Source organism: Streptomyces sp. NPDC057445, assembly GCF_042802855.1.
GTDB lineage: Bacteria > Actinomycetota > Actinomycetes > Streptomycetales > Streptomycetaceae > Streptomyces.
In genome coordinates this window covers 5,169-23,308 of record NZ_JBHVDH010000017.1, presented here as the reverse complement: position 1 = coordinate 23,308, position 18,140 = coordinate 5,169, and the positions used below count along the sequence as shown (strand labels likewise).

Below are 18,140 nucleotides of genomic sequence, written 5' to 3'. Positions count from 1 at the left end.
GACTGCGGCCTGTGCCCGGCTGGCGACTTCGGGCCATCCGGTCCGCTCGGCATCGGCGGCCAGTCGTGTTGCGGCCGCGGCGGCGGCGGTGATCTGTTCGCGCAAGCGCGCTATCAAGGTGGGGCGGTGGTGCAGTGCCTCCTCCGCCTTGCGGATGGCTTCCTGGGCGTCGGCGAGTTCGAGACTGCTGCCCGGCAGCAGCACGTTGTTGTGGGTGTGCTTGAGCGCCTCGAGAAGAGCGGGGCGCGCTGCGCGGGCGACGATGGTCTCGGGGCGCACGGCCCACCGGCCGCTTGCTTCCCGCAGTGGACCGTCCAGGGCTTGGACCGGGTCGAGTTCGCGGCGGATGGTCTGCCCGTCACGGGTGCCCTCGACCGTGAGCGATCCGTCGCTGCCGCGATGGGTGGCGGTGAGGGTGAACGGCTCCGACCAGGTCTCGGGTGTCAGCTCCTGCTGCCTCGCCTCAGGCAGGCGGATGGCAGTGCCGGGCTCCACTTGGCTCCAGGCCATGCGCCGCCATCCGGCCGGTGCGGCCTGGTGGAGGCGGTCTTCCCGGCGGATCGCTTCGCCCTGGGCATCGCCCTTGCGCTCCAGGGGGCGCCGGGGGTTGCCGTCCAGATCGATAAGGAAGAACTTGTACGCGCTGTGCATGCGCGGCAGGTTCTCCAGGTGCTCGTTCTTGACGACGGCGCCCAGCGGCTCGCCCCACTCGTTGGCCAACAGCTTCCCGCCGAGCTCCTTGAGCGCCGTGGGGTTGGTGAGGACCGCCTGCAGGCGGGCCCGCCGCTTCTCCGTGCGGGCGAGGTTGCCCGACACTCGCTCCCGCTCGGTAGCGATCTCGGCCCGGCGTGCTTCGACAAACCCGGTGTGGGCGGGGTCGGCCAGCGGCAGGTCAAGGCGGGCCTGTTCGGCCTCCAGGACCTCGGGGGATTCGCCGCGCAGGCCGATGGTGCCGGGGCGGGCCGTGGTGATCTCACCGACGGGATCGGCGGCGGTGAGCAGCTCTTCGCCGCGGCGGCGGGCCAGGACGTCGCCATAGACGGCGGTCCCCAGCTCCACGGTGAGCTGTCCGGGGTGGACGTCGGTGACGGTGTGCCACCAGGAGTGCGAGCCCTTCAGGAGTACCTGGTCCCCGAACTGGAACTCGATCGGACTCCAGTCCCGCCGCTCCCCCTCGGTGAGGGCGTCGAGTTCGCTACGCCACGCGTCGTCGAGCTCAGGCAGAGCGGTGTCTGCGGGTGCGCCGTCGCGGTTGTAGTGGACGGCGATGGAGCGGCCGTGCCTGAGCATGCGCCGTACGAACACGCCCGTCTTGTAGGCCCGTGTCTCCGGGCGAGTGCCCTTGCGCTGGACCCAGGCGTCGGCGCTGGGCATGCGGATGAAGTCTTCTGCTTCCAGAGCCGCCAGGGCGCCCTTGTCGCTTTCGACGACACCGAAAACGTATGTGCGGGTCTCCTCTCCGTGGTCCCTCTCGTGGAGGATCCACACTTTTTCTGCAGGCCTGGGCCCGCTGACGAGAGCAGCCTCCTGCAGGGCCTGGTGGCGTTCGGCGATCTTCTTGGCGCTGGCGGATGGGGTGCGCTCTCCGGGCATGTAGTCGGTGCCGACCGCGATCCGCCACTTGACCGTGCCGTCCCAGCCGTTGGGGCCGTGTCCGTGGCCGATCTGCTCGGTGCCGTAGCCCACGGTGATCCGCTCGATGTCGTCGTGGGAGCCTTCGCGCGGCGGCTCCAGGCGCCACCAGTAGCCGGCCATGCCCGCCACTTCCTGCGCGTCGAACGGCATGACGGTGTTCTCGTCCGGCTCGGGTACGGCGCCGGGCTCCTCGGCCGGCACCTCCTGCGCCGCCTCCGGCGGATCGGCCACGGGAGTAACCGTCTGGTCGGCCGCAACCGCCTGCTCAGCAGGTGCGTCGGCCTCTTCCTCGACGGGAGCGGGCGTCGCCGCGTAGCGCTGCATGGCGTTGAGGGCGTCCGCGATCGTGGGGTGCGTCTCGCCGCCGCCCGGTTCGGTGCGGCCGTCGGGCCACACAGCGAAGGATCGCTGCTCGTCGGCGGCGAACCTGCCCTCGCGCGGGTGCCATTCCAGGCTGAACCGCCAGTGGCCGACCACGGTGCGGGCTTCGAGTTCGACGTTGAGACGCTGGCTGGTGTAGCTGGAGTCGGTGCTCCGGGTCATGGTCCAGCCCTGGGCCTGGGCGGTCTTCCACAGCTGAGCGACCGTCTCGGGGACGGGGTAGTGGGGCTCCCAGACGCAGCCTTCCGTCACCGGTGCTCCGTCATCGATTGCGGGCGTGCTGGTCGTCGAAGCCTCCGATGCTGGGGCGGGCGCGGGCTGTGCCTGCGGGAGGCTCGGGCGGGGCGTGCCTTCGAAGAGCGTGTCCCAGGCCGCCGAGGTGGCGGTGGCCCGCCACGCGGCGGCGAACAAGTCGGCAGCCTGCACCAGCTCGGCCAGTGCCCGGGCGGCGTCACCCGGTACCTCGGTGTCCGTCCAGGCGTTCCGGACGGCGATGACGGCCGCGTGGATGCCTTCGACGGCCGTGTGGAAGTCCCCAGGGTTGTTCAGGGAGACCCTGGTGTAGGTGTCCAGTGCCTCACGCAGCTCCGTCTCGGGACCCGTCGAGGCGGCGCGTTGCTTGAAGTGGGCGGTGGCGGCCAGTGCCCGTACGGCCTGGTTGAGGGCGCGGCGCGGTGCGCTGATCTCCTTGAAGCGGGTGAAAGGACCGACCGGCGCCGATCCGCCGGGGGCCAGGGCGGGTTGGGGCTCGGGCTGTTGGGCGGGCTGGTCCGGTTCATCGTTGCCGCCGAGGGAGGGCGGCAGCGGGTTATCGCGTCCGGCGCCGCCGCCAGCGGCAGGCGGGACGGCGCTGTGCTGGTCATCCGCCGGCGCGGGGCCTGAGGCTCGCTCGGTGTGCGCCGCGTCGTCGGACGGCACGGGGGTGGCCGGCGCCTTCGTCTGGGCGGCCGGGGTGGTCTGCGGGGCCGGTGCGGGGGCGGGCTCGTGGTCGCGGGTTCGCTGTTCTTCCTCCCACGTGGGGTGGGGGCTGGCGAGTCGGGTGCGGGTGAAGTCGTCCCGGCCGCTGGCGTACTCGTGCAGCAGGTGCTGCAGCGTGGCGGCGAGGCTGTGGACGAACCGGTCGGCGCCTTGCCCGTGCACCTCGACCAGGGCACGGTCGAGGGCCTCGTTGTGGCGTGCGCCATCGCGCTTCAGTTGGTCGAGCAGGCCGTAGACGTGGGTGCGCAGCAGGGTGTGGCGGCGTGGTGACTGGTCCAGGATGCCCGGCGGGTTGCTGGCCAGGGGGAAGTCCTGGTCGAGCCTGGCCAGTTCGGGTTCCATGCTGTCGAGGTCGGCGAGGTTGATGAGGCCGGGGTGCGGGGGGTCTTGGACAGCGGACAACAGGTCGGTGAGCTGTGCGTGCAGCGGCCGCAGGGCCGCGGTGACGGTGCCGAGGCGCACCGTGGCGGGTCGGGTTTTGTCTGCAGGGGTGTTCGGGCCGATCGGCACCGCGCCCTGCGGCCGGCGCACCACTACGCCGCGCTCGCCGAGCGGTTCGGTGGTGTATCCGGCGCGCTGGAGGTCGGAGTCGAGGGTGAAGCGGCCGATCGCGACGACGGCAGTGGTGGCGTCGGCGCCGGGGAAGTGCCGTTCGGTGGCCGGATACACCTGGAATGTCTCGGTGAGATCCGTGCGCCGGCGGCGGGCGTCCAGGATGGCGCGGACCTCGGCGGCGAGGTGATGGCGTTCCGCGTCCAGGCCTCGAGGCGCGGTGACGGTGACGTGGCGGGCCTCGCCGCGGTGGGCACTGCGCGGGTTGTCCTCGGCGACGGTGACGGGCTGCCAGCCCAGCGTGTGCAGGCTGGCGATGCGGGCGTCGCGCTGGTTGGGTGCCTCGAACTGCAGCATCGTCATGGTGATCGCGACGGTGCCGTCCAGGTTGGGGCGCAGCGTGTATCCGCCTCCTCCCAACGCGGCGGGCACCAGCCCGCTGTCGTCCAGGACCTGAGCCAGGGCGCGCTCGGAGGCGGTGACGGTTCGGGTGGGCGCGGTAGCTGGGGAGGGCGGGCACAGCGGCACTTGTGCGCCGTTGCGGAAGAGCTGGTTGCGGGCCCGCTCGTCGTGGGCGGAGGCGATCCAGTCGGCTGCTTGGTCCCGTGCGGCACCGGCCAGGGTGGCGATCACCGCCTGGTCTGCGGCCGGGAGTTGGGTGAGAGCAGCGCGCTCGGCCAGGTAGCGGGCGGCCCGGGCCACGTCGAGAGTGGCCCGGTAGGCGTCTGCGCGCCTGTCCAGCTTCTCGTCGAGGGCGAGGATGCGCGCGGGGCGGCGCAGTGCCGCCGCGCCGAGGTCATCGGTGTGCGGGCTGGCGAGCTTCTCGCGTACCGCGTCCAGCTCCAGGACCTGTTCGATCTGGTCCAGCAGCGGGGCGCGCCGGTTGCGGAACGCGGTGATCGACCGGCGCACCGTGCCGCTGGGGAACTCGCTTTCCAGTGCCGCGGCGACGGCGGCCGGGCGGGTGGCCTTGACAGACTCCCACCAGGCGCCGAGCGGACCCCGGCTCAGGAGGTCTCCACCTCCAGCGCGTCCGATGGCGTCTTCAAGGAGGCTGACCTGCACGTCCGGCAGACCCTCGTGCCAGTCCGCCCCCGTGAGCCACTCCCCTACGGCCTGCTCGGCGGCAATCGGGTCGGCGCCGGGTTCGGCGTGCAGGATGAGCGCCCCGTCGGCTTCCAAGCGTGCGCGCAGCTCCAGCAGGGCGAGCTGCAGCTGGGGGTGGGCGTCGCGTTCGCTGGCGGCCAGGTTCCAGGCGTGGGCATCTGCGGCCTGGGCCGCGGCGTCGAGCGCGGTCCCGTCGTCGATGTGATCGAGGCGGTGAATGTGTGCCTGGCCTCGTGCCTCTTCGGCGAACGCGGCAATTGCGGTGTGGTCGCTGTAGACGGCGCCCTGGTCGCGAGCCTGCATCAGTCCGGCCAGCACGATGGCTGCGCTGCCCGTCGTCAGGGGCCGCTTGCCATCGACCACCGCGGCACGCACCAGCTCCAGGAGGTCATCCTGTGTGGTGCGCGCGGCCGCGGGATCGGCGTAGGGCTGTGCGCCCGGCGGGACAGTCGGCACGTGGGCCGATGCGTCGGGGGCGGGCGCCGGAGGGCGGACGTGCACTTCGTCGGTGGACAACGTGGCGAGATGGCGGGTGAGCCGGTCAACGTGATGGCGTGCCAGGTTGTCCAACGCCAGGGCCCATCGTCCCCGGTCATTGCCGCTGTCCCAGATCAGCGCCTTGGCCGCCTCCGCGAGCAGGCGGTGTCGGTTGATCTCTCCGGCGGGCCCGCCAACGCCACGATGCCCGTCCTTGAGGCGCAGGGCGGAATCCAGCTGTCGACTCAGGTCCTCCGGCATGTTGTCGGAGAAGGAAAGGTGGTTGAGGAGGTAGGCGAACGCGGTGATCCTCTGCTCGATGTGCTGCATGTCCTGGTCCGCGTACGTCTCGCCGGTGGCGACGAGTTGCTGCGGGGCCAGTTGCTGTGCGAGCGCGTCCGCGGCCCTCTCAACGAGGAGGAGGGCGTGGTGGGCTGGGACGGCGGTGTGATGTCGGCTGTGCCGCCCGACCCGGTTCTCAACGGCTTCGCGCGCCTGGCGTGCGGCATCGCCGAGCTCGCTGGCCTGCGCGGCTTGCACGTGCCAGGCGCGGCCGCCGCCGAGGGAGGGCAGGGCCTCTTCGAACGCGGTGACCTGGTCGCGGTCGGTGTCGGCCAGCAGGAAGAGCAGATGGCGTGTCGCGCTCTTGTGCAGCTCGGCCAGCGCCGCGGCGGCCGCGTTGAGTTCGGCCTCGGTGGTGATCGGCTCGGCGGTGGTGGCCTCGACGGCGTGGGCGAGTTCTTCCAGTGGTGTGCTGAAGGGGCGGCGCCGGTTGAGGTTCATGGTGTCGGTGGGCTGCTCGCCCACCGGTGTGAAGACGTTCCGCTCGCTGCCCTGCCCTGTCAGGGTCAGGACGCCGTTGTCCCAGGCTGGCGCGTCGGCACCGGTACGCAGGGCGAGCACGTACAGCTCGGGCGCGGTGTAGGTGATCGTCTCATCCCAGGTGTCGCCTGCGGCGGTGCGCATCAGCTGGGAGGTGGGCATGTGCGCGCCGATGGCCTGGGCGAGGGTACGGGCGCGGCTCTGCTCGCTGTCCTCGGAGCCCGCCGGCCACGTGGCGTCACCGGTGAGGACGTCGGAGGTGACGTGCATGCGGGAGGCGTGGTCGTAGGCGGCCGTAGCCAGTTCGCTGATCGTGGCCTCGTGAATGCTGTCCTTTTCGAGGCGGAACTGGAAGGTGTGGGCCAGGTCCACGAGCCGGTAGCACCACTGCGCGGCCTCGGGCAGGGTGCCGATCTGCGGGGCGGTCGCGTCCTGCCACAGGGCGGCGCCCGCGTCGTCGGCGATCTCCTTGAGAGCCTTCTCGCTGATGTACTGGCGTCCGCTCCAGGTGCGGGTGAACTCCGCCAGCGCGGCGAGTACGCGCAAGACTCCGGTGCGGGCGGCGGCCTGATCGGGGTAGGGCTCCTCCATGTCGCCCATGCCCTGTGGGTCCTCCAGGTGCCAGGCGGCCAGCTCTGTCGCCGCAACGGGCGCCCCGGGTGCGGGTGCTTCGGTGGCGTTCGCGGTGGCGAGGCGCGCGGTGACTTCGGCGAGCAGGTAGGTGTGCAGGGCGTCGGCGTCGGTGGTGGGCTCGTCGCCTTCGGCGAAGTACCGCTCGAGCAGCCCGGCGGGCAGCAGGTCCTGTCCGGCGGCGAGGTGCTGCTCGGTGAAGCGGCTAATCAGGTCTTCCGGGTCGTCGCCGAGGCTGGCGTCGAGGCGCAGCCGAAGGTCGATGTCGCTGCTGGCCGCATCCGCCAGGGCGGCGATGTCCGTCGTCCACGCCTGCCAGGCCGCGGGCAGGTCGGTGTCTGCGGACGGCAGCGGCCCGGGGGATGTGCCATCCCCGGGGGCGGCGATGCGCACGGAGCGCCACATCGAGGCGAACAGGCCGACGAAGTCGCCCATGGGGCCGATATCGCTGTGCAAGGCGCGCCGCAGACGAGGTGACATGTCCTGTTGCCGCGCTTCGAGCCACGCCCACAGGGCGGGCGCCTGGGGGACCTCGGCGGCCGGGGAGGCGGTGTAGGTGATGGTGGCCATCAGCTGCTGGTCAGCTGTGGCCTGTGGGGCGAGTGTGGCGGCTTCTTGCTGCACCTGCGGGTCGGCCTCGTCGACGAAGCTCTGCATGACGGCGGCGTGCCGGCTCGCTGTGCTGCTCAGCGACACCAGGAGATCGCCATGATCGCGCAGGCCCTCGTCGGCCTGGACGTGCCAGACCTTCAGTGCGCGCTCGCTGATTTCGTGCAGCAGGGCGGGCAGCACCGGGGACAGGCTGCGGGTGATGTCGGCGTGGTGTTCGAGGACGAGGTCGATCAGCCGCAGCAGGGTGCGCTCGTCCGACCGGTCCTCTGCGCGCAGTCCCGGCTGCGCGTCACTAAGCCGCTGGGCGAGGTTGATGAGGTAGGTGTGCCGGGCGGCGAACTCCGCAGCGTCGGTGGGCGGGTTGGCGGGCGCCAGCTCGGGCCTGGTCAGGTGCAGCACTCCGCTCTGGCGTGCCGCGTCGGCGGCGAAGGCGGGGGCGGAGCGCATGGTGGCCGCCCACCGGGTGTGCATCTCCTCGATGGCGTCGGCGAGGCTCGTCCACCCGAGCGTCCGGTCGGAGACCTTGCGGGACTCGACCCGGGCGAGGTCGCCGGCTCGCGCGATCAGGGCGTACCAGCCGTTGGGCGTGGCGCCAGGCTTCGGGTCCCTGAGCAGGGCGTGCAGGCGGATGACCGCGTGCCGCTCCACGTCGGCCAGCTGCTCGATGGGGCCCATCTCCTGAGCCCAGTCGCGCCAGGTCTGCTGGAGGCCGGCGAGGGCGACTGTGGCGTCCTGGGCCTGTGCGAACGGCGTGGTCGCGGCCGCGGCGGCTGCCGCAATCTCCGTGCTGTTGGGGGCCGGGATGCCGCGGGCAGCGGCTCGCGACAAGTAGTTGTCCATTGAGCGCAGCACCGTGGCGAGGCCTTGGAGCGCCTGGTCCAGTGGGCGGGCGGTGTCGCTTTCGGTCAGGCGCTGCTGGATCACCCGCAGCCACTGGTCGGCCGTGGCGATGGCCAGCCAGTGCTCGGCGGGACCGCCGTTGCCGCCTGGCTCGGGTATGCCGAGTTCGGCTTCTTCCACCGCGTCCTGGGTGTCCCTGGCTGGCCACCGCACGAACTCCTCAAGGAGTTCGTGGTGGACGGCGAGCCACTCGCGGATGTCGTTGAGGAGGATGTCGACGGTCTGCACGGCCTGGGATCCGGGCGGGTAGGGCGTGGGGTGGAGGATCTCCGGGTCCCACGCCCCCGGCTCCGGTTCGGTGACCGTGCTCGCGATCTGTGGTGGCGCGGCTTCGGGCCGGCTGCCGAGCGGGAGGGTGGCGAAGGCGGCGAGCGCGTCGCGCATCGGCTCATCGAGCGCCGCCAGGCCGGGCCAGGCCTTTGCCTGGTCCTGCAGCAGGGCTGTGGCCTGGGCGGGTGTGTGGTCCCGGGTGGCGGCCGCGAACTGCTCGGCCTCCTGCTGCGGGAGGGCTTGCAGGGTGCCGATGCGACCGTTGTCGGGCGACCACAGGGCGTACGCGCTGTCGGCGGGCAGCAACCTCAGTCCGTTGTCCGGGCTGAGCCGCTTCTCAAGATCCCCGCCGCGGCAGACGAAGCGCTGCTCCCCCTTCTGTACGGCGAACAGGGCGGTGGGTTCGGGGACTAGGGCCGTACGGGCGGCCTGGGTGGTCTGGGCGGTGATGTGGGCAACGAGGGAGTCCAGTGTGTCCGTGTCGCCGAAGAACGCGTCGACCAGTTCCTGGGCCCTGGGCGTCCCGGGCGCGGATAGCTGGTTGGCGACGTGGTCCTGGATCCAGTCGCGGACCTCGTTGAGGATGAGGCTGTCGGAGGGGTTGTTGCTGATCACGAGGCTGGTGATGCGCGGGTCGGCGGCGGCCGCGTCCAGGAGCGCGTCGACGGCCGCGGCGTGCTGCTGCCATTGCGGCGGGACGGGCAGGCGCTGGCCGGTGCGCGGCACATCGGTGCTGGTTGCGCTTTCGGCGAGGGTCCTTGCCAGGCGGCCGAAGGCGCCGGTGAACCCGTTTGGGGTCGCATCGGCGGCCAGGGTGTGCCGCAGCAGCGGCGACATCGTCTCGGCGCGTTCGGCGAGCCAGGTGTTCAGAGCCGGGGCGAACGGGACGGGGGCGTGGTCGGTCAGGGCGGATGCGGGCGCGCCGAGAGCCGCGAGAAGCTTCTGGTCGTCGAGTGCGGCGCGGGTGAGGGACTGCAGCTCCTTGTCGAGGGACCCCTCTTCCTCGACGAGGGTGCTGTGCAGGCGCCGCGCGTGCTTCATCGCCGCTTCGGCGAAGTCGGAGAGGTCCCGCTCCCGGTAGGCGCGCTGCCCCTCGTCGTCGTGCTCGCGCATGACCTGGCGGGCCAAGTCGGCGGCGGTCGCCAGCAGGTGCGGCCAGAACGGGTAGATGTGCCCGTTTGCACCGGTGAGGGGCCGTTGCCGGATCTCCGCGCACGCGGCGGCCAGACGCCGCTCGGCGGCCGATTCCTTCTGTTTGCGGCACTGTTCGGCGGCGCGCTTGGCCCAGGTGGTCACGCGGGCCTGCTCCATTGCGGCGTCGTCCACCACGCCTTCGCCGGTGACATGCGGCGCGGCCGGGGGCAGGTCGCGGTAGACGGCCTCCAGGGGGCGGCTTGCCTGGGTGAGCGGGGCGTGGGCGATCCCGGGGTTGGTGAGCAGCGTGTGGGCCAGACGCCCGAGATAGGTAGGGAGCGCGCCGGTGGTCCGGCTGCTGGGCACCGGCGATGTGAAAACCGCGCGGGCAAGACCGTGCATGGCCGCCAGGTGGGCGCGTTCACCCCGCGGAGTGAGGGCCGCGTCCAGCCGTGCACGGCTGAGGGCATTGGAGGCCCTTTCGTGGAGGATGTCCAGTGCCTGGGTGATCTCCTCGCTCGTGGTGTAGGGCTCATACGTGGAGGTGGCGAGTTCCTCGATCCAGGCGGCGTCTGGCCCGTCGTGGGGGGTGTGGGCCAGCCGGTCGACATGCAGCTCGGCTCGACGGGCCAGGTGACGCAACCTGCCGGGCACCGTGCTCCCGAGCTCCTTGCGGTCGGCGAGGGCGAGCGTGGCGACCTGGGCGCGGGCGTAGGCCTGCAGCCCAGCCGCCCAGTCGTCGCTGGAGAGGGTATGGGTCGCGCCCCACGCCGCGGTGAACTCGGCCACGGCCTGGACGAGTTCGGGGGCGGGGTCGGCAGGCAGTTCCTTGGGGATGTCGGCGTGAGCGAGCGCCACCAGGGAGTTGAGCTCGCCCACGGCGGAGGAGAGGGTGTCGAATTCCGATCGGTAGGGCTCGGGCCGGTCTTCGGCGATCGCCCACCGCGTCTTCGCCGGAGGGTACGCCCCAACGTGGGTGTCACGCGGCGCGTCCGGTGCGGCGTCGGCGTCCGGCTGGGGGGCCGGGCTGGGTGCGGGAGCGGGGCTGCGCGTTTCCTGACGGGTCTGTGCGGCCCGCGCGAGGATCGTCCGCAGCTCGTCGCGCAGCTCGGTCAAGGCGGGTTTGGCCCGGCCGGAGTAGTCGACGCCCGGCCGCTCCTCGATCTCTTCGAGGATGGCCTCCGCCGCCTTCAGGGCTTCGCGCAGTTCGGGCATTTTCGGCCGGTTCGGCCGACCGGGCCGACGCAGGTTCTCGAACGCCGCTGCGCGTTGGTGGGGCTGGGTGTGGGAGCCGCGGATGAGCAGGTCGTCGCGGAGACCGGTTGCGGTCCACGCACGCAGTGGTTCGTCCAGGCGGGCGAGGGCTTCGGCGATGTCGTCGTTCGTACGGAAGGGGGCAGGCGGATCGGACGGCGCCGTCTGCGGGACGTCGTTGCTCTTGTCGGCGGCTGCTGTGGGAGCAGCCGTGTCGGCATCGGGCGCACCCGGGCTCGACGGGTCGGTGGGCGGCTGCGGTGCACATGCGGGGGTGGCCTTGGCGCGCACGGTGTCGTCGTCGGCCCGGTCGCGCACCGCCTGGACCACCTCGGTGTTCTGCGCTCTCCACGTGCGCATGAACTCCTCGAACTGGGCACGTGCGGCGGCCTCGATGGTGCGTGCGAGGTCGTCCTGCGCGTCGAAGTGGGCGAGGGTGGCCCGGTGGCTGGCCAGGAACGTGCGCGTCAGGTTTGCGAACGTGGCCAGGGGCGGCCCCATGGTGGCGCGGTCGCCTCCGCGCAGGGTGCGCAGCAGCCGTTCTGCCTGCTGCAGGCTCTGGGTCAGCGAGCTTTCGGTGTCGTGGAAGTCGCGGTCCTCCATGGCCGCGACCGCGGCGAACAGGTGTCGGCGCAGGTGCGTGAACGCGTGGGGGACGGCGTCCCTTGCCCATGTGTCGCCGGCGGCGTCGCTGAGTGCGATCTCGGCGGCGTCGACCTTGACGAGGGCGTTCTGCCACTGCCTGTGCGTGGTGAACACGGGCACCGTCTGCGGCGGCCCGGTCTCCTCGGCCTCGGCTGTCGCTGCCGCCGGGGCGGGTTCTGCGGGCTCGGCCGGTGCGGCCGTTGGCTGTTCGTGCTGTGCGGCGGGTGCCAGGGTGTGCTGGGGAGCGGGTGGGTCGGCGGGTTCGGGCGTGGTCTGCGTCGGGGTGAGGGTGCGGCGGGCGACGCCGAGGAATCGGGCGTCGTTGGAGACCGCTTCGACGTGGTTGGTGTGGTCGCGGCGGCGGGCTGTGAGGTGGCGGCCTGAGCTGACGATGCTCAGCAGGACGGGGGTGTCCTCCATCAGCTCACGCAGCAGGGTGTGCGCGGCGACGGGCTCGGTGCCCACCGTGTACTTGCCGCTCAGGCCGAGGTCGTCGAGGCGCACGTACTCGCGGCCGCTGTCGCTGGCACCCGGGTCCGAGGTGGGCTCGGCGGATTCCTCCCACTGGGCGAGGGCGGCTGGGGTGGCCAGGGTGGCGGCCCAGCGCTCCTCGTGCAGTGCGGCCAGTCGTGCCAGTCGCTTGAGGTCGGTCGCGGCGGGGTTGCTGCCGAGCGCCTTGATCGCGTCCGCGATGGCGGTACGCCACCATTCGGGAGGAACGATCGCGGCGCTGGCCGCCATGGACTGACCGTCCAGGCGCCGACGGCGCAGCTCGCGGCTCTCGTCGTGGAAGCGGTCGACGGCCTTGGCCAGCTTGCGTCCGCCGGGGCTTGTCGCCGCCTCGGGATAGCCCTCCACGACGGCCCGCAGGGCTTCGGCGAGCAGCCGCTCGGCGATCAGCGTGCTGAGGCGGTCGGTGTAGTACTCGGGCCGTTCCTGGCTCTCGCCCGGGTCGTCGCCGGTGGAATCGGTGCTGCCCGCGCCGCCGGAGCGGCTGCGTGAACGTGAGCGGCGAGAGCCCCCTCCCCCGCTGGCCATCACGACCTCGTCGGATTCGGCGCCGGTGGCGTAACTGGGGACTGCGTTGCCCGGTCCGCTGCTCTTGACTTCCGCCTCGGACTCCAGCTCGGCCATCAGGGCCGCCACCTTCGCCTTGGCTTCAGCCAGGTTGTCGCCGTCGTGGTAGACGCTGCCGATGTGGGCTCGGGCGTTCTCCACCTCGCCGAGCGCGGTGGTGCGGTCCCTGCGGGCCTGGAAGAGGTCGTCTTCCAGGTGCGCGAGCCGGTACTCCAGGGACTGGATCGTGCCCGCTGCCGAGCCGGGGTCGTTGCGCACCCGCGCCGGCTCGACCTTGACCTCCTCGCCCGCGCCGAAGTGGAGGTAGAGGTCGAACATGCCCATGCGGGCGTAGATGGGGACCCCGCCCAGGACGGCGATCTCGGTCGGCGGGTGGCCCACGGGCTTGCCACGCAGCTCGTCGATGACGTCGACGAGGCGGAAGGCGAGTGCTCCGGCTGCCTGCCTGCGCTTGGTGTAGGTCCGTCCCGCGACGGTGATCGAGAAGTCGTCGCCGCGGGTCGACTGGCGGCTGCCGGGTGTGGTGGCGGTGCCGATGTAGCCGGTGAGCAGGTTGATGTTGGCTTGCAGCCGCTCGGCGAGCTGGGCCTGGCTGTCGATGGTGTACTGCAGTCCGGCCTGGGCGGCGTTGTGCGCGTGCTTCTCGGCCTCCAGACCGTCGATCTGCTTCTGCAGCCGCCCGACTTCCAGCAGGCGGGGGTCGCCGGCGCCGATGCTGACGGCTTCGAGCATGTGCTCAAAGTCCTCCATCGCGATGTCCTCGATCGTGCGGTCGGTGAGCTTGCCGCTCATCAGCTGGGTGATGAAGCGGGCCTTGCCGAGCACGAGCTGCCACACGTAGGCGTCGAAGCTGTTCTGGGTGACGTAGTTGTAGACGTGGACCTCGCGGCCGAGGTCATAGTTCAGGTTCTTCTGTCGCACGACGCGTCCGGTGCGCTGGTGCAGGTCGACCGGGCGCCAGGGGCAGTCCAGGTGGTGCACGGCGATGGCGCGGCGCTGCACGTTGGTGCCGGTTCCCATCGTCTCCGTGGATCCAACCAAAACGGACACTTTGCCGTTGCGGCAGTCGCGGAAGAGGGCGGCCTTCTCGCGGTCGGTCTGGGCCTCCTGCATGAAGCGGACGCCCTCGGTGGGCACGCCGCGGGCGGCGAGCTCCATGAGCAGACCGTCGTAGACGGTCCATTTGCCCTGCTTGAGGGCTTCCTTGGAGGGGGTGCCGAGGTCGGCGAAGACGAGCTGGAGACTGCCGGGAAGGTCGTCGCCGTAGTCGTCGTCCTTGTGCTTCTTGTACAGTGCCGCGATCTTGTCGGCGGCGATGGAGATCTTCGTCGGCTCGTTGGGGTCAAGGGCCTTGCCAACAAGGCGGGGGTCGAGGGCGGCCTGCCGCATCCAGGAGGCCAGCTTGAGCATGTTGTCCTCGTCCGGCGACACCGCGCGCGAGCGGATGTCCCGGGCACGGGACTTGGCCTCGGCCGCGATCTCCGCGTTCACGCTGGTGGGCGGGCACTCGACCATCTGCGGCCCGCCCTTGTAGACCTCGGGCACGGGCAGGCCCAGGTCCTCGGCGGTCTTGACGTCGGTGGGCACCCACCAGGCCGTCAACAACTCCGGCATGTTGGTGAACCGCGCGAAGCGGCTCTTGGTCTGCAGGCCGCCTTCCGGGGCGATCTCGATCGAGGTGTCGATCTCGGCGTGGTTGGCGACCCAGTCGTCGAAAGACTCCAGGCCCAGGGCTTGGAGGATGTCCGGGCGCAGGAGCTTCATCCACACGTACGCCTCGGCGATCGAGTTGACCACCGGGGTCGCGGAGGCGCCGGTGACCACGCGGGCCCCGTAGGTGCGCCGCATGTACTCGAGCTTCATGTGCAGGTCGGTGGCACGGATCGACCCGGATATGGACAGCCCGGCGTTGTTCGACGGGTTGTAGAGGTTCTTGAAATTGTGGATCTCGTCGACGAACAGGTAGTCGATGCCGAGCTGTTCCCAGGACAGGCCGCCGTCGCGGATCGACCGCACCCGGTCCCGGAGGGCCTGCTCGCGCACGAGCTTCTTGCCCTCGACCTCCTTGACGGTGTCGTCGTCCTCGGGGTCCTTGCCCTCCGCTTTGAGCTTGGCGCGGCGCCGCTCGAGGTCGCGCTCGAAGTCGGCGAGCTGGTTGGCGATGTAGGTCTCGTGCTCGGCCGAGGACAGCGGGATCGCCTTCATGACGCCGTACGTCATGATGATCGCGTCCCAGTCGCCGGTGGCGGCCTTGGCCGCGAACCGCTTGCGCTTGCGCCGGGTGGAGAGGTCCTTGGTGGAGGCCGTGAGCACCTTCGCACCGGGGTAGGCCTGGAGGAACTCCCGCGTCCACTGCTCGGCCATGTGGTTGGGCACAACGATGGCGGGCTTGCGGGCCAGGCCCAGGCGGCGCAGTTCCATGGCGCCCATCGACATTTCGAGCGTCTTGCCGGCGCCGACCTCGTGGGCGAGCAGCGCGGAGGGCTCGTTGAGAATGCGGGAGACTGCGGCCTGCTGGTGCGGGCGCGGGGAGAACTCGTTGGACAGCCCCGGGAACGACATGGCCGGGGTGTCGTCGTAGTTGCGCAGGACGATGCTGTTGAAGCGGGTGTTGTAGAGGTCGGCGAGGGTCTCGGCGCGCTCGTCGTCGCGCCACAGCCACTTGCGGAACTCGTCGTTGATGCGGTCGGCGTACTTGTTGGCGATGGTCGTCGCGGTCATCGCCTCGGCCCGCAGCTGGGCCTTCTCCGCAGCCGTGGCTTCCTCGGGGAAGCTGGGGGTGATGCGGATGGGCTTCTGGTTGAGCAGGGCGCGGATGATCTGTACGGCGGGCATCTCCTCGGTGCCCCACACCGCGGTGGTCATCACGTTGCGCTCGGTGTTGCAGTTGACCGTCCAGGTCGAGCCCGCGGCCCGCTCGACCTTGATCGACTCGTCGCGCAGCAGCTCCCGCAGGAATTCCTGCACGTACGGCGCGGCGACCCACGGGGCGCCGAGCTTGACCCGGATCTCCTCCGGGGGGACGTCCTTGGGCTGGACCTGGGTCAGGGCCTGGACGTTGACCGCGAACGCCTCGTCGATGTCGGCGGCGTCGCGGGCCTGGGCGAGCTTGATGCGGACGTTGCCCGACAGGTACTCCGCCGCCGGCACCAGCCGTTCGGTGTGGGGCTCGGTGAACACCACCGTGCCCAAGGCGATGCGGGCGGCCTGCTCGTCGGCCAGGTCCAGGAGGCGGGCCACGACGTCGAGGCGGATCTCGCCGTACGTGTCCAGGCTGATCGCGGCGGCTTCCTCAGGAGTCTCCGCACGGTCGGGCACCTGGCGGGGGGCCGTGACGCGCTGGGTGAAGATCTCCGCCCTTGTCGCGGTGTTGGTCTCCTCGTCGAACTCCTCCAGGGCGTAGACGAGTGGCGCGTGCGGGTCGTCGGCGAAGCCGCCCTGCGGCGGAGGCACCCGCGCCCACGTGATGAGCTTCCCGGCCTCCTTCAACTCCGTGTACACGGCGCGCAGTTCGCACAACGGCTCGAACAGCGCCTCCGGAGTGCTGGAGGGCGCCCAGTCGAGGAGTACCTTCAGGTCGTCGTCGTTGAGGACACCGTCGCCGAGGTTCTCGATCGCGGCCTGCTGCTTGGACCCGAGCCGGCCCGTCGCCTCCAGGGCCGCGTCCATCAGCTGCTCGGACAGCTCCTCGGGCACGTCGTCCCAGGCCAGCTTCCGGGTGCGCTCCTGACGGGTGAACCGGGTGATGGGCCCGTACTTCTCTACGTAGGCGCCGTAGTGCGCGTTGAGAGCGCCCCGCAGGAAGGTCAGGTAGCCCTCCTCGGCGTCCGGGCTCGTCTCGGCGTCCAGCAGATCGGACACCGCATCCCGGATGTCCAGCAGGGCCCTCAGTTCCTTGCGCTGGGTCTTGGCGCAGGGGTGCGGCTCGCTGTCCTCCAGCCGCGCCGCCCAGAAGCTGCCGTCCTCCAGTTCGATGATCCGCCCGTCGAATCGCTCGGCGTTCTCACCGAACTGCGTCCGCGCATCGGGGCCGAGCAGTTCCTCCTGGCGTCGCTCGGGGTTCGCGGTCATCACCATGCCGTCCTCGACGGCGGCCGCGATCTCCCTGTCCAGCGCGTCCTGCAGCCGGGCCGCAGTGTCCCCGCGCTCGGCCCGCACTTCCGGCCGGAACTTCCCGCCGCGCCTGCGGCCGGGAACCAGGGTGCCGAGCACATTCAGGGGGCGCCCCTGGAAGTACTCGTTGACGTCCATGGACTTGTCGTCTTCGGTGGTCAGCTTCTCGGTCTTGGCGAAGACGGCGCCCTGGCGCTTGTGGGAGGGCGCCTTGCGGCGGAACAACAGCAAGTCGGTGGCCACATCGGTGCCGGCGGCCGCAGCATGGGCGCCGTTGGGCAGCCGAATCGCGCACACCAGGTCGGCAAGCTCAGCCATCTCCGCCCGGGCGGCCTTGGACGTCTTGTCCATCGTGCCGGTGGACGTGATGAACGCAGCCACTCCCCCGACCCGCACACCCTCCAAAGCCTTGATGATGAAGTGGTCATGCATCGGGAAGTTGCCCACGTTGTGCCGCGGGTCCGTCAGCCGCGCCGAGTGGAACGGCACGTTCCCGATCGCGACGTCGTACTCGCCCGTCTTGATCCGGGAGTCCTGGAACCCCTCGTTCAGGATCCGCGCCTGCGGGTACAGGGCCTGGCTGATCGCCGCAGTCACCGAGTCCAGCTCGACACCGGTCATCTCCGTGCCCTCGGGCGCCATCCCGATGAACGTGCCGACACCGGATCCCGGCTCCAGCACCCGCCCACCCTTGAACCCCAACGCCTGCAGCGCCCGCCAGATGATCCGCACGTATGCCGCATCCGTGTAGTGCGCGTTCAGGGTGGTGCGCCGCGCGGCCGCGTACTCTCTCTCGCTCAGCAATTCCCGCAGCTCGGCCTGCGCCGCCTCGTACTGCTCACGCCGTGCCTTCGCACGCTCCCTGGACGGATCGAAGACGTTCGGCAAAGACCCCCACGACGACCAGCGGGCCAACACCCGCTGCTCGTCGCTAGTGGCCTCTCGTTCTTCACCCTGGATCTGGCGCAGCACCCGCAGTGCCGCAAGATTCGCCTCCAGGCGGGCCATCGGCGCCGCCGGAGCAAGATGGTTCTGGTCCTCGGGGCGGAATACCCCCTCCTCGGCCGCCATCACAGCAGCCCCTGACGGCGCAGAGCCTCATCCGAGAGCCCGGTCAGCTCCAGCAGCCGCGGCAATGCTTCGGCGCGCAGCCGTGCACGTTCCTCCGCGGTGAAGTCGCCTGGCTGGCTCCGGCCAGCGACCAGCTCCATCAAGTGGTATTCGCGCCATTGTTCCTCGGCGAGCACCTCGGCGCTGAGGTGTGGATCCTCAGCCAGGGCGACGTCGTCATGCGCAGGCAGCAGCACGAGCTCGCGCAGGACCTCGCCCTCGACCTCATTCCGCTGTCGCTGCAGACGGCCGACGCGCTCAAGGTAAGACTCACCCGCCACGGCTGGCTCCGCGAGACGTTCGGTGGTCCAGCGGACTCGCACCTCGTGCTGAACGTCGGCCCCGAGCTGGGTGAAGAAGGCCTCAGGGTCTTCCAGCTCCGCAACGCTGCTAGGCCGGAACTCCTGCCAGTGCCGCTGCGCACGCCGCCCGTACTGGTTCAC

2 protein-coding genes (1 of these 2 only partly in view) are annotated in these 18,140 nt (G+C 70.9%); both read right to left on the bottom strand.

Annotated features, from left to right (window positions below; all coding sequences use genetic code 11):
- Positions 1-17,658: the 5' portion of a UvrD-helicase domain-containing protein gene (locus ACFU5O_RS27700; protein WP_384244677.1), read on the bottom strand. The gene continues 9,642 nt to the left of window position 1, outside the view; the window shows 17,658 of its 27,300 coding nt (coding positions 1-17,658); it begins with the start codon at positions 17,656-17,658; its stop codon lies off the left edge, out of view.
- Positions 17,658-18,140 (bottom strand): hypothetical protein, encoded by a 483-nt coding sequence (locus ACFU5O_RS27695; protein ID WP_384244676.1) that lies wholly within the window; start codon positions 18,138-18,140, stop codon positions 17,658-17,660. The genes ACFU5O_RS27700 and ACFU5O_RS27695 overlap by 1 nt, the downstream gene beginning before the upstream one ends.